At 71.6% G+C, this 13,690-nt stretch carries 11 protein-coding genes; 7 read left to right on the top strand and 4 right to left on the bottom strand.

The window, feature by feature from the left end; genetic code table 11:
• Positions 1-15 precede the first annotated feature (15 nt).
• Positions 16-1,551 carry an ABC transporter substrate-binding protein gene (locus MTO99_RS00825; RefSeq protein WP_243556136.1) on the bottom strand — a complete coding sequence of 512 codons (1,536 nt, stop codon included), beginning with the start codon at positions 1,549-1,551 and terminating at the stop codon, positions 16-18.
• Positions 1,552-1,902: 351 nt separating this feature from the next.
• Between MTO99_RS00825 and MTO99_RS00820 the strand changes: the two genes are divergently transcribed.
• The 7 genes from MTO99_RS00820 (at position 1,903) to hpaD (ending at position 10,647) form a co-directional block, all read left to right on the top strand.
• Positions 1,903-3,564 (top strand): thiamine pyrophosphate-binding protein, encoded by a 1,662-nt coding sequence (locus MTO99_RS00820; protein ID WP_243556134.1) that lies wholly within the window; start codon positions 1,903-1,905, stop codon positions 3,562-3,564.
• A gap of 212 nt (positions 3,565-3,776) precedes the next feature.
• On the top strand, positions 3,777-4,562 hold the full coding sequence (hpaH, locus tag MTO99_RS00815; RefSeq protein WP_243556132.1) for a 2-oxo-hept-4-ene-1,7-dioate hydratase: 786 nt from the start codon (positions 3,777-3,779) through the stop codon (positions 4,560-4,562).
• Complete coding sequence (locus MTO99_RS00810; RefSeq protein WP_243556130.1) at positions 4,547-5,413, top strand: aldolase/citrate lyase family protein; 867 nt, start codon at positions 4,547-4,549, stop codon at positions 5,411-5,413. The genes hpaH and MTO99_RS00810 overlap by 16 nt, the downstream gene beginning before the upstream one ends.
• A 28-nt stretch (positions 5,414-5,441) precedes the next feature.
• Positions 5,442-7,175, top strand: coding sequence for a fumarylacetoacetate hydrolase family protein (locus tag MTO99_RS00805; protein WP_243556128.1), 1,734 nt, complete (start codon positions 5,442-5,444; stop codon positions 7,173-7,175).
• Positions 7,172-7,945, top strand: a complete 774-nt coding sequence (locus tag MTO99_RS00800; RefSeq protein WP_354002503.1) for a GntR family transcriptional regulator — start codon at positions 7,172-7,174, stop codon at positions 7,943-7,945. Before MTO99_RS00805 ends, MTO99_RS00800 begins: the two co-directional genes overlap by 4 nt.
• The gene (hpaE, locus tag MTO99_RS00795) at positions 7,942-9,438 is read left to right on the top strand and encodes a 5-carboxymethyl-2-hydroxymuconate semialdehyde dehydrogenase (protein ID WP_243556126.1); all 1,497 of its coding nucleotides are present in this window, start codon (positions 7,942-7,944) and stop codon (positions 9,436-9,438) included. Before MTO99_RS00800 ends, hpaE begins: the two co-directional genes overlap by 4 nt.
• 66 nt (positions 9,439-9,504) lie before the next feature.
• The gene (gene hpaD / locus MTO99_RS00790) at positions 9,505-10,647 is read left to right on the top strand and encodes a 3,4-dihydroxyphenylacetate 2,3-dioxygenase (protein WP_243556124.1); all 1,143 of its coding nucleotides are present in this window, start codon (positions 9,505-9,507) and stop codon (positions 10,645-10,647) included.
• A 64-nt stretch (positions 10,648-10,711) separates the two neighbouring features.
• Here hpaD and MTO99_RS00785 read toward each other — a convergent pair whose 3' ends face one another.
• From MTO99_RS00785 to MTO99_RS00775, 3 genes are all read right to left on the bottom strand, one after another.
• Positions 10,712-11,233, bottom strand: a complete 522-nt coding sequence (locus MTO99_RS00785) for a hypothetical protein (protein ID WP_243556122.1) — start codon at positions 11,231-11,233, stop codon at positions 10,712-10,714.
• A 57-nt stretch (positions 11,234-11,290) separates the two neighbouring features.
• Positions 11,291-11,887: an isochorismatase family protein gene (locus MTO99_RS00780; RefSeq protein WP_243556120.1), complete on the bottom strand. Its 597-nt coding sequence runs from the start codon at positions 11,885-11,887 to the stop codon at positions 11,291-11,293.
• Positions 11,888-12,015: 128 nt separating this feature from the next.
• Positions 12,016-13,635 carry a D-alanyl-D-alanine carboxypeptidase/D-alanyl-D-alanine-endopeptidase gene (locus tag MTO99_RS00775; RefSeq protein WP_243556118.1) on the bottom strand — a complete coding sequence of 540 codons (1,620 nt, stop codon included), beginning with the start codon at positions 13,633-13,635 and terminating at the stop codon, positions 12,016-12,018.
• Between the last annotated feature and the right edge of the window lie 55 nt (positions 13,636-13,690).

Below are 13,690 nucleotides of genomic sequence, written 5' to 3'. Positions count from 1 at the left end.
CCGCCCCTGGGATGGTCAGCCGACGACCGCGATCTGGCGGAGGGTCGGGAACATCATGCCGGTGATCGGCGTGACCTCGAAGTCGGCGGTCGTGATGTAGGTGTTCGTCGACTGGCTCCAGATCGAGAAGAACGCCTGCTCGGTCACGAGCTGGTTGAGCTTCTCGACCTCGGCGATCTGGGCGTCGCCGCGCTCGGCGGTGAGCACGACGTCGAGCTGCGCCTGCACCTCGGGGAACGCTTCGATGCCCGGGGTCGGGTTGTACCACTGCGGTTCGGCGATCTGTCGCTGCACGGTCGCGATCGGGTTCGAGTCCATCGCGATGACCGCGAGGAACATCGGGTAGTCGGGCGCGACCGACATGTACGACATGAAGTCGGTCTCCTTCCAGGTGACCCGGATGCCGAGTTCGCCGAAGGTCTGCTCGACGATCGCCTGCCAGGCCTGGAACTGCGGCGCCATCGGCATCGTGATCTCGAAGCCGTCGGCGTAGCCGGCCTCGGCGAGCAGCGACTTCGCCGTGTCGAGGTCGTACGCGTACATGTCGGTGATCGAGTCGACGTAGCCGGGCGTGCCGACGGGGAACAGCTGGTTCGTCGCCTCGCCGACGCCCTGGCCGATGGTCTCGACCAGCTCGGGCCCGTTGAAGGCGTAGTTCAGCGCCTGGCGCACCTTCAGCTCGCCGAGCGGCTTGCCCATCTCGGTCGCGCCGGCGCGGTCGCTGAACTGCAGGCCGACCCAGGTCGCGAGGCCGCTCGCCACGTTCCAGCCCATGTCCGGCGCCATGTCGGTGCCGGCCTTGTCGCCGTAGATCAGCTGGAACTGGCCGCTCTGCATGCCGTTCAGCATCGCGGTCGCGTCGCTCAGCGGCGTGATCGTCAGCGGGTCGAACGGGAACTCATCGGCGGCCCAGTGGTCGGCGACCTTGTCGAAGTGGTACTCGGCGCCGGGCACCGAGCTCGCGCCCAGCGTGTACGGGCCGGAGCCGACGGGGGCTTCGGCGAGGGTGCCGGCGTCGATCGCGTTCGGCGACATCATGTAGCTGCGGCCGAGGCCCATGTAGTACAGGATCGTGTCGTCGCGCTGGGTGAGGTGGATGGCGATGGTGTCCTCGTCGACGGCCTCGAAGCTCTCGACGTTGCGGTACGCCTCCTGCGAGCGGACGCCCGCCTTGAGGTAGTCGAGGCTCTTCACGGCCGCGTCGGCGTCGAACGCGGCGCCGTCCGAGAAGGTCGTGTCGGTGCGGAGGTCCATCGTGATGGTGAGGAAGTCGTCCGAGGTCTCCCAGTCGGTCGCGAGGGCGGGCTGCGGCTCGCCATCGGCGTCGATCGCGAGCAGCGGGTCGTAGACCGCGGACAGGTAGGGGCCGTCGAAGCCGATGTCGGCGAGCGACGGGTCCCAGCTGGTCACGTCCAGGAAGTTGCCGATGCTGAGCGGCTTGGCGGCGATGTCGCCGCCTTCCGCGGCGGGCGGTTCTGAGCCGGAGCTGCACGCCGTCAGCGCGAGCGCCGCAGCAGCGGTGAGCGAGATAGCCGCCAGTGCCTTCTTCATGTCTTCTTCTCTCGTAGCCGGTGCAGGGATGAGGACGTGCGCTGTGGTTTCGTCGGCCGGTTCCTCGGTTCGCGCGTGGAGCGCAGGTCCCGGAATGCCCGTCAGAGGGACGACTCGAGCGGTCACTCCGGTGTGCCGTGCGGTTAGTCTACAACTGTTGACAAGAAACACAACTCGCACCGCTCAGCCGGTTCGAGCCGTCGTATACTCGACCACGTCCAGGCGTTGCGCGATCTCCCGATCGCCGCGCCGGTGCTCGAAAAATGGGCACGAAGCCCGGCCGGCAACGCCGCCGGCCGCGCGAGACACATACGGAACGAAGCATCCGTCACCGTCTCGAAAGGCTTCCGCATGCCCGCCGTCTCCACCCACGTCGCCCGCACCCTCGCCGCCCATGTCGGCCACGTCTTCGGCCTGATGGGCAACGGCAACGCCTGGTTCCTCGACGCCCTCGACCACGACACCGACGTGGTGTTCACCGCGGTGCGGCACGAAGCGGGCGGCGTGGTCGCCGCCGACGCCTACTTCCGCGCGTCGGGCCGGCTGGCCGCCGCGACCGCCACCTACGGAGCCGGCTTCACGAACACGCTGACCGCGCTCGCCGAAGCGGTGCAGGCCGAGGTGCCGCTCGTGCTCGTCGTCGGCGACCAGCCCACCGCCGGCCGCCGCGCTTGGGACGTCGACCAGATCGCGCTCGCTTCCGCGGTCGGCGCACGCACCTACACGGTCGGGCGAACGGATGCCGCGGCCACCGTCGTCCTCGCCATCGAGCACGCACTGGCGCGTCGGCAACCGGTCGTCCTCGCGCTGCCGTACGACGTCGCCGCGCTCGACGCGGGCGAGGTTCCGCCGGCGCCGGCCCTGCGGCATCCGGTTCCGCTCACCCCCGCCAGCCCCTATGCGACCGGCGTGATCGCCGAGCTCGCCCATGCGCTCGCCCGCTCTCGCCGGCCCTTCCTGCTCGCCGGCCGCGGGGCGTGGCTGGCCGGGGCGAGCGAGCCGCTCGGCGAGCTCGCCGCGGCGACCGGGGCGATCACGGCCGGCACGGCGCTCGGGCGCGGGGTGTTCCCCGACACCCGCTACGACCTGGGCGTCACCGGCGGGTTCGGTACCGAGGGTGCGATGGCGCTCGTGCGCGAGGCCGACGTCGCGGTCGTGTTCGGCGCGTCGATGAACCAGTTCACGATGCGGTTCGGCGAGCTGTTCGCGCCGCGCACGCGGGTGTTCCAGGTGGATGTCTCGCCGGCGGCGACGCACCCGCACGTCGGGGGGTTCGTGCGCGGGGATGCCGCCGTCGTGGCCCGTGCGCTCGTCGCGGAACTGGCGAAGCTGGATGCGACGCCGTCGGGGTGGCGCGAATCGATCGACCTCGAGCCGCTGCGGGTCTACCCGAGGCCCGACCGCGCCGACGGCCTCGCCGACGACGGCCGCCTCGACCCCCGCGCGGTCGCGCAGCGCGTCGCCGAACTGCTGCCCGAGGACCGCGTCGTCGTCTCCGACGGCGGGCACTTCATCGGCTGGGCGAACATGTACTGGCCGATCGCGTCGCCCGACCGCATGGTCATGGTCGGCACGGCGTACCAGTCGATCGGGCTCGGGTTCCCGAGCGTCGCGGGCGCCGCAGCGGCCAAGCCTTCGTCGACGATCGTGCTGACCACCGGTGACGGCGGCGGACTGATGGCACTGGCCGACCTCGAGACCGCCGTGCGCACCGCCGGCGGCCGGGGCCTGGCCGTGGTCTGGAACGACGCCGCCTACGGCGCCGAGGTGCACCTCTACGGTCGCAAGGGCCTCGCGCAGGCGCCGATGCGGATTCCCGAGGTCGACTTCGCCGCCCTCGCTGCGGCAGTCGGCGCCGAGGGCGTCGTCGTGCGCGAGCTCGCCGACCTCGACCGGCTCGGTACCTGGGCCGGCGAGGCATCCGATCGGCGACGCTTCCTGCTGCTCGACTGCCGCATATCCCCGACCGTGATGGCGCCCTACCAGCACGAGATCATCCGTGTGAACGCCTAGCGCGACCCTCCCCGCCTCACCCAAGTCCACGCCCCGCGAACCTCGTTCACGCGGATCAGGAGGAATCGCGCGACTCGCCGCTGATCGGGTTCGCATGCCCGGCGTGTTGCGTTGAAATTCCGGATCCGCGAAACGGCCGAGCCGGCTGGCGACTTGCGCGACCACGCGGATCGTATACAATTTCGGATATCACCCCGACGACGTGGAGAACCATGCTCGATGACGCCACCCGCGACGCGATCGCCGACGAACTCGTCGCCGCCGACCGCGACCGCACCACCGTGCCGCTGCTCACCGCCCGGCACCCCGACATGACGATCGACGACGCCTACGCGGTGCAGCGCCGCTGGGCCGACCGCCGCGCCGCCGCCGGCGCCCGGCTCGTCGGGCGCAAGATCGGCCTCACCTCGAAGGTGATGCAGGTCGCGACCGGCATCACCGAGCCCGACTACGGCGTCATCTTCGACGACATGGTCATCGAGTCGGGCTCCACGGTCGAGTTCGACCGGTTCTCGAACGTGCGCATCGAGGTCGAGCTCGCGTTCGTGCTCGCCGACCGGCTCGAGGGCCCGCACACCACGATCTTCGACGTGCTGGATGCCACGGCCTACGTCGTGCCCGCGCTCGAGATCCTGAACTCGCACATCGAGCTGCAGGGCCGCACCATCGTCGACACCATCAGCGACAACGCCGCGATGGGCGCGATGGTGCTCGGCGGCCGCCCGGTGAAGGTCGACGAGGTCGATCTGCGCTGGGTGTCGGCGCTGCTCTCGCGCAACCAGACCATCGAGGAGTCGGGCGTCGCCGCCGCCGTGCTCGGCCACCCGGCGATGGGCGTCGCGTGGCTCGCGAACAAGCTCGCCCAGCACGGGCAGGCGCTGGGGGCCGGCGAGATCATCCTCGCGGGCTCGTTCACCCGCCCGATGTGGGTCGAGCGCGGCGACACCGTGCACGCCGACTACCGAGACCTGGGAGCCGTGACATGCCGATTCGAATGAACCTCCCCGACACGTTCGCGGCGCGCCTCGCCGCGGCCGACCGCCCGCAGATCGGCCTGTGGGTGTGCTCGGCCAGCCCGCTCGTGGCCGAGGTGGTCGCGGGCAGCGGCGTCGACTGGGTGCTCATCGACGCCGAGCACTCCCCCAACGACCTGCAGACGATCCTGCACCAGCTCTACGCCGTGTCGGGGTACCCGGTCGCGCCGGTCGTGCGCCCGCCGATCGGCGACACGGTCGTCGTGAAGCAGTACCTCGACCTCGGCGTGCAGAACCTGCTCGTGCCGATGGTCGACTCGGCCGAGCACGCGCGCGAACTGGTGCGCGCGGTGCGGTATCCGGGCGCAGGCTCGGCTCCGGGCGCTGCCGGGGTGCGCGGCGTGGGTGCGTCGCTCGCGCGGTCGTCGCGTTGGAACCGGGTCGAGGGCTATCTTGCGGATGCCTCGTCGACGGTGAGCCTCACCGTGCAGATCGAGTCGGCCGCTGCGGTGGCGAACGTCGAGGAGATCCTCGCGGTCGACGGCGTCGACGCGATCTTCGTCGGCCCGGCCGACCTCGCCGGATCCATGGGGCTGCTCGGGCAGCCGAGCCACCCCGATGTCGTCGAGGCGGCGCTCACCGCGATCCGCGCCGCGCGGGCGGCGGGCAAGCCGGCCGGCATCAACGCGTTCGTGCCCGACGAGGCCGAGCGCTACCTCGCCGCGGGTGCGTCGTTCGCGGCGGTCGGCGCCGACGTCGCGCTGCTCGCGCGCGCGACCGAGTCGCTCGCGGATCGCTTCGTCGGGTCGCGGCCGAGCGCGCCGGATGCGACGGGCGAACCGGATGCCTCGAGCTCATCCCGCACGAGCTACTGACCCTTCCACCCACGAGACGAGGACGCCCATGACCTCCGCCATCGCCACGCCCGGCAAGATCATCGCCGTGCACCTGAGCTACGCGTCGCGCGCTGCGCAGCGCGGCCGCACGCCCGCCCATCCGAGCTACTTCCTGAAGCCGTCGTCGTCGCTGGCGGCGACCGGCGGCACCGTCGAGCGCCCCGCCGGCACCGAGCTGCTCGCGTTCGAGGGCGAGATCGCCCTCGTGATCGGCGAGCCCGCGCGCCGCGTCGCACCCGAGGACGGCTGGACGCACGTCGCCCAGGTCACGGCGGCGAACGACTTCGGTGTGTACGACCTGCGCACCGCCGACAAGGGGTCGAACCTGCGCAACAAGGGCGGCGACGGGTTCACGCCGATCGGGCCGGTCGCGATCCCGGCCGACGTCGCCGGCGAGGGCGGGTGGCGCGTGCGCACCTGGGTGAACGGCGAGCTCGTGCAGGAGGACACCTCCGACGCGATGATCTTCGGCTTCGGCCGCATCATCGCCGACCTGTCGCAGCACCTGACCCTCGAGACGGGCGACGTGATCCTGACCGGCACGCCTGCCGGGTCGAGCGTCGTGCTGCCCGGCGACGTGGTCGAGGTCGAGGTCGACGCGCCGAACGCCCCCGGCGCGCCGAGCACCGGGCGGCTCGTCACCTCCGTCGTCCAGGGCGAGGTGCCGTTCGGCGACTTCGGCGACACCCCGTCGGTCGACGACGCGCAGCGCCTGGAGGCCTGGGGCTCGGCCGAAGCGCTGGCGGCCGCGGTCGCGGCGGGCCGAGCCGCTCCGCTCGCTAAGCCCGTCGCGCTCGCTGAGCCCGTCGAAGCGACCCCAACCGACACTCCGCTCGCTGAGCCCGTCGAAGCGACCCCAACCGGCGGCCTCCCTTCGACGGGCTCAGGGAGCACTCGGTTCGAGCTCACCGACGACCTGCGCGCCCAGCTCTCCAGCGTCGCGGTCGCGACCCTCTCGGTCGCCCTGCGCAAGCGCGGCTACCACGACGTGTTCATCGAGGGCGTGCACGCGAACCTGCCCGGTGCCCGCATCGTGGGCCGTGCGCGCACGCTGCGGTTCATCCCGGCTCGCCCCGATCTGTTCCAGTCCCACGGCGGCGGCTACAACGCGCAGAAACGCGCGTTCGACTCGGTCGGCCCTGGCGAGGTGCTCGTCGTCGACGCCCGCGGCGAGCGCGGCACCGGCACCGTCGGCGACGTGCTCGCGCTCCGCGCGAAGGTGCGGGGCGCCGCGGGCATCGTGACCGACGGCGGGGTGCGCGACTTCGACGCGGTCGCCGAGATCGGCATCCCGGTGTTCTCGCAGGGACCGCACCCGAGCGTGCTCGGCCGCCGGCACGTGCCGTGGGAGACCGACGTGACGATCGCCTGCGGCGGCGCGGCCGTGCAGCCGGGCGACGTGATCGTGGGCGACGGCGACGGCGTGATCGTGATTCCGCCGCACCTCGTCGCCGAGGTCGCCGCCGAGGCTGCCGAGCAGGACGCGGCCGACGCGTGGGTCGCCGAGCGGGTCGCCGAGGGCGAGGCGGTCGACGGGCTGTTCCCGATGAACGCCGAGTGGCGTGCCCGCTACGAGCGCGACCGGCTCGCCGAGTCCAGCAACACGCTCGCCGAACCCGGCAACACGCTCGCCGAACCCGGCAACACGCTCGCCGAACCCGGCAACACGCTCGCTGAGCCTGTCGAAGCGACCCCGACCCGAGACCCCTCCCTCCGACCGGCTCAGGGAGCGACGCCTTGACCGGCGAGAGCAAGTCCCAGCGCGCGTACCGGTTCATCCGCGAGCGCATCGAGGACGGCCGCTACGTGCCGGGCTACCGGCTCGTGCTCGGCACCATCGCGCGCGAGCTGGATGTCTCGGTGGTGCCCGTGCGCGAGGCGATCCGCCTGCTCGAGGCCGAGGGGCTCGTCACGTTCGAGCGCAATGTGGGCGCGCAGGTCGCGCTCATCCACGAGGCCGAGTACCTCTACACGATGCAGACGCTGTCGCTCGTCGAGGGCGCGGCCACCGCGCTCGCGGCGCCCGCGATCACGCCCGAGCGCATCGAGCAGGCGCGCGCGATCAACGCGCGGATGCGCGAGGTGCTCGCCGCGTTCGACCCGCACCGGTTCACCGAGCTGAACCTCGAGTTCCACACCGTGCTGTTCGAGCTCTGCCCGAACCCGCACGTGCTCGATCTCGTGCACCGCGGCTGGAACCGGCTGAAGGTGCTGCGCGACACGTCGTTCGGGTTCGTGCCGGGCCGTGCGCATGCCTCGGTCGAGGAGCACGATGCGCTGCTCGACCTGATCGAGCGGCACGCCGACCCGCTCGAGATCGAGCTCGCCGCCCGGCGCCACCGCACGAACACGCTCGACGCCGTGCTCGCGCAGCAGGCCGAGCACCGGCCTGATCGCTCCCTGAGCCTGTCGCAGGGCACCGATCTCACGCGCGAACCGCGCCGTCCCCTTCGACCGGCTCAGGGAGCTCCGACGACCTCCGACTCCGCAACGAAAGCGAGCATCGCATGACCGACGTCTTCACCCCCGAGGGTCTGCCCGACCGGATCCGCCACTACATCGACGGCGAGTCCGTCGACTCGCTCGACGGCGACACGTTCGAGGTGCTGAACCCCGTCACGAACGAGACCTACGTGCACGCCGCTGCCGGCAAGCGGGCCGACATCGACCGCGCGGTCGCGGCCGCGCGCCGCGCCTTCACCGAGGGTCCGTGGCCGCGCATGCTCCCCCGCGAGCGGAGCCGGGTGCTGCACAGGATCGCCGACCTCGTCGAGTCGCGCGACCAGCGCCTCGCCGAGCTCGAGTCGTTCGACTCGGGCCTGCCGATCACGCAGGCGCTGGGCCAGGCGCGGCGCGCGGCCGAGAACTTCCGCTTCTTCGCCGACCTGATCGTCGCGCAGGCCGATGACGCCTTCAAGGTGCCGGGCCGGCAGATGAACTACGTGAACCGCAAGCCGATCGGCGTCGCGGGCCTCATCACTCCCTGGAACACCCCGTTCATGCTCGAGTCGTGGAAGCTGGGTCCCGCGCTCGCGACCGGCAACACGGTCGTGCTGAAGCCGGCCGAGTTCACGCCGCTGTCGGCGTCGCTGTGGGCCGGCATCTTCGAGGAGGCCGGGCTGCCGGCGGGCGTGTTCAACCTCGTGAACGGTCTCGGCGAGGAGGCGGGCGACGCGCTGGTGAAGCATCCCGACGTGCCGTTGATCTCGTTCACCGGCGAGAGCCGCACGGGCCAGATCATCTTCGGCAACGCCGCGCCGTACCTGAAAGGGCTCTCGATGGAGCTCGGCGGCAAGAGCCCCGCGGTCGTGTTCGCCGACGCCGACCTCGACGTCGCAATCGACGCGTGCATCTTCGGCGTGTTCTCGCTGAACGGCGAGCGCTGCACCGCGGGCAGCCGCATCCTGGTGCAGCGCGAGGTGTACGACGAGTTCGTCGAGCGCTACGCGGCGCAGGCGAAGCGCGTGAAGGTCGGGCATCCGCACGACCCGGCGACCGAGGTCGGCGCGCTCGTGCATCCCGAGCACTACGAGAAGGTGATGAGCTACGTCGAGCTGGGCAAGCGCGAGGGCCGGCTCGTCGCCGGCGGCGGCCGGCCCGAGGGTTTTGCGACCGGCAACTACGTCGCACCGACGGTGTTCGCGGATGTCGCGCCCGACGCCCGCATCTTCCAGGAGGAGATCTTCGGCCCGGTCGTGGCGATCACCCCGTTCGACACCGAGGAGGAGGCGCTCGCGCTCGCGAACGACACGAAGTACGGGCTCGCCGCCTACATCTGGACGAACGACCTGAGGCGCGCGCACAACTTCGCGCAGTCGGTCGAGGCGGGCATGGTGTGGCTGAACTCGAACAACGTGCGCGACCTGCGCACCCCGTTCGGCGGCGTCAAGGCGTCGGGCCTCGGCCACGAGGGCGGCTACCGCTCGATCGACTTCTACACCGACCAGCAGAGCGTGCACATCACGCTCGGCGCACCCCACAACCCCACCTTCGGCAAGCGCTGACCCCGATCGATCGGCCCCTGAGCCTGTCGAAGGGAACGACCGCCCCACCAACGCAAGGACGCTGACATGCCCCACCGTGACCACCTCACCCCCACCTCCTCCGGCTTCTTCGTTTCGCAGGAGGCCCCCATCCACACCGATCACCCGATCCCGACGCCCACGGCGCCGGCGCCCGACATCCTGCGCTGCGCGTACATGGAGCTCGTCGTCACCGACCTGCAGCGGTCGCGCGACTTCTACGTCGACATCCTCGGCCTGACCGTGACCGAGGAGGACGAGCAGACCGTCTATCTGCGCAGCCTCGAGGAGTTCATCCACCACAACCTCGTGCTCCGCGAAGGGCCGGTCGCCGCGGTCGCGGCGTTCTCGTACCGGGTCCGCACGCCCGAGGATCTCGACAAGGCGGTCGCCTTCTACACCGAGCTCGGATGCCGCGTCGAGCGCCGCGCGGACGGGTTCACGAAGGGCATCGGCGACTCGGTGCGGGTGACCGACCCGCTGGGGTTCCCGTACGAGTTCTTCCACGACGTCGAGCATGTGGAGCGGCTCGCGTGGCGGTACGACCTGTACACGCCGGGCGCGCTCGTGCGCCTGGACCACTTCAACCAGGTCACGCCCGACGTGCCGCGGGCCGTGAAGTTCATGCAGGATCTCGGGTTCCGCGTCACCGAGGACATCCAGGACGAGGAGGGCACGGTCTACGCGGCGTGGATGCGTCGCAAGCCCACCGTGCACGACACCGCGATGACCGGCGGCGACGGCCCCCGCATGCACCACGTCGCGTTCTCGACGCACGAGAAGCACAACATCCTCGCGATCTGCGACAAGCTCGGCGCGCTGCGTCGGTCGGACTGCATCGAGCGCGGCCCCGGGCGCCACGGCGTCTCGAACGCGTTCTACCTCTATCTGCGCGACCCCGACGGGCACCGCGTCGAGATCTACACCCAGGACTACTACACCGGCGACCCCGACAACCCCGTGGTCACGTGGGACGTGCACGACAACCAGCGCCGCGACTTCTGGGGCAACCCCGTGGTGCCGTCCTGGTACACCGACGCGTCGCTCGTGCTCGACCTCGACGGCAACCCGCAGCCGCTCGTCGCGCGCGAGGAGGAGAGCGAACTGGAGGCGACCATCGGAGCCGACGGCTTCTCGTACACCCGCCGCGGCGACGAGGAGCACGGGTTCAAGCTCGGCAACACGCTGTGACACGCGCGAGGGGCGGGCGACGGATCCCCGTCGCCCGCCCCTCGCCTGCGTGCGGTCGCTGCGGTTACGCGGCGCAGACCTCGCCGATGGCGCCGAACGACTCGGTCATCGCCGTCACCTTCTCGAGGTAGGCGGTCATGTCGAGGTTCGCGGGGTCGGCGACCCCGCCCTCGAGTGCGCCGATGACGTCGGCGAGCTTCGCGCTCGCGTCGGCGCCGACCGCCTTGACGTCGGCGTCGGAGAGGTCGGCGACCGCGGCGTCGAACGTGCCCTGGAAGTCCTTCAGCGTCGCCACGGCGGCCGCCGGATCGGTGGAGTACTCGCTCATGCCCTCCTGCAGCGCGGTGGCGGAGTCGGTCAGCGCACTCTGGAAGGCGAGGCAGTCCTCCTCGGTCGTCGCGGCGTCGGTCGCGTCGTCGGCCGACTCCTTCTCGGCCGTCGCGTCCTTCGACGAGGGCTTCTCGGCGGACGACGCACCGGCGGAGGTCGATTCGGCGTCGGCCGGGCCGGCGCAGCCGGTGAACAGCAGCGAGCCGAGGGCGAGACCGGCGAAGACGAGCGTGGTGGCGGCGCGGCGCGAAGGCATGAAGGGCGGGCTCCTCTGGATGCGGGTGGGAACGACGCCGACGGCGCCTCCGCCACGCTACCCCACTTCGGGTGCGGTGCCCGGGCTCTGTGCGATCACCGCTCCGGCGTGCGCGAGCTCGGCGAGCACCTCGGCCGACCGCTCGTGATGCACCCCTTCGACGAGGTCGGTGAACACCCGCACGTGCTGCCCGTGCTCCACCGCGTCGAGCGCGGTCTGGCGGACGCAGTAGTCGGTCGCGAGGCCCACCACGTCGACCTCGGTGATGCCGTGCTCGGCGAGCACCTCGGTGATGCGGCGGCCGTCGTCGGCGTGGCCCTCGTACACCGAGTACGCGGGCTCCCCCATGCCTTTGCGCACGTGCACGTCGACGGTGCTCGTGTCGAACGACGGGTGGTACTCGGCGCCCGGCGTGCCGGCGACGCAGTGCGGCGGCCAGGTGTCGACGAAGTCGGGTTCGGCGGCGAAGTGGCCGCCGTTGTCGTTGTCGGCGTCGTGCCAGTCGCGGGAGGCGACGACGAGGTCGTAGTCGTCGGCGTGCCCGGCGAGGTACGCCGAGATGCGCTCGGCGACGGCGGCGCCGCCCTGCACGCCCAGCGCGCCGCCTTCGGTGAAGTCGTTCTGCACGTCGACGACGAGGATGGCACGGGTCATGGTTCGTCCTCCGCTTCCTGCGGCCGTGGGTTGCGGCCGGGCCCGGGTCGGGGCATCCGTACCCATTGTCGCGCAGGTCCGCCGGAGCCGGGCCGGTCCGCGGGCGGCCCGACCGGGCTCAGCGGTGCTCAGTCGTTCGCGAGGCCGTCGCCGCAGAGGAAGAAGCCGGTGGCGAGCGTGTCGATCGCCTGCTTCGCGTCGTCGCTCACGTCGCCGAGCGCGTAGATCGCGAAGGTGAGGGTCGTGCCGTCCTGCGCATGGATGATGCCCGACAGCGTGTACCCGGTCTCGATCCAGCCGGTCTTCGCGAACACCGCGCCGTCGGCCACCGCATTGTCGCCGGTGAAGCGATCGCTGTACGACAGCGACCCGCGCGGACCGCCCGCGATCGGCAGCCCGTCCATGAGCACGCCGAGGTTGCCCTCACGCGCGTTGATCTTGACGAACAGCCGGGTGAGGTACGACGGCGGCACCGCGTTGAAGTCGCTGAGGCCCGACCCATCGACGATCGAGATGCCCGCAGTGTCGACCCCGTAGCCCGACAGGCCCTGCAGCACGCCCGCGTTGATCGCCTCGAACGTGTTGCCCGCGCCCGTCTGGATCGCGACCAGCCGGGCGAGCATCTCGGCGGCGTTGTTGTCGGACACGATCAGCGCCTTGTCGACGAGCTGCGCCACCGTCGGCGAGAGCACCTGCCCGAGCTGCTGCGTGCCGCCCGGCGCCGTGCCCCGCTCGATCGCCTGGATGCCGCCGAGCGCCGACGCGAACGCGTCGCCCGCGCGCGCGACCGGGTCCTCGCTGCGCCAGGACGTGTTCGACGAGGGGTCGTCGCGGTCGCCGTCGACCATGAGTGCCGTGACCGGCGCCATGTAGCCGTCCTCGCGCTCGACCGGGTCCCAGCTGTCGTGCCACGCGGCGCCGCCGAAGTAGCTCGCGTCGAGGATCAGCTTCGTCAACGGCGGGTTCGACGGGTCGGCGTTCCACGCGGCCCGCACCTGCGCGGCGAGGTCGTCGAGGTGCGCCGCGCCCGGATACACGGTCTCGGTGCCGCTCGGCGTGCGCGACAGGGTGGCGTCGCCGCCGCCGACGAGGACGACCGAGCCGGGTTCGGCGCCCTTCACGACGGTGGTCGGGGTGCGGTAGTCGGGCCCCAGCACCGACAGCGCGGCGGCGGTGGTGAGCACCTTCATGACGCTCGCGGTGCGCGACGGCGTGCTGCCGCCGCGATCGAAGAGCACCTCGCCGGTCGCCGCGTTCACGACCTGCGCCTGCAGGTTCGCGAGCCGCGGATCTCCCGCACGGTCGGCGACCGAGCAGGTGCGGATGCGGATCTGCGCCGGCGCCACCGCGATCGCCGAGGTCGGGCGCGGCGTCGCGGTCGGGGTCGGCCCGGCGGTCTCCGCCGCTGCGACCGGTTCGACGTCGGGTCGGGCGATGGCCGCGCCGAGCGCGACGGCACCGGCGCCGAGCAGCGCGAACGCGAGCACGCCGGTCGCGATCGCGAGCGGGGTGCGATGGCGGCGGGCGAAAGCGGTGATGCGGGTGAGCGCTCCGGCGGGCGCGGATGCTTCGGAGTCGGGAGCCGCGGATGCCTCGGGCGGAACCGGCTCGGATGCCTCGGGCGGAACCGGCTCGGATGCCTCGGGCGTCGCCGCCGGTGCGGCCGGAATCGCCTCGGTCGCCTCGCCGTCCGCCGGGCGTTCGGGGTCGTCGAACGACTCGTCCGGAGCATCCGTCTCGTCGCGCATCCCGGCAGTCTACGAACGCGACCCGAAAGAATCCCGAGGAACTCTCGGCTCGCCG

Origin of the sequence: Agromyces larvae, assembly GCF_022811705.1 — a bacterium.
GTDB classification, from domain to species: Bacteria; Actinomycetota; Actinomycetes; order Actinomycetales; family Microbacteriaceae; genus Agromyces; species Agromyces larvae.
This window is presented reverse-complemented; position numbering and strand designations above follow the sequence as displayed.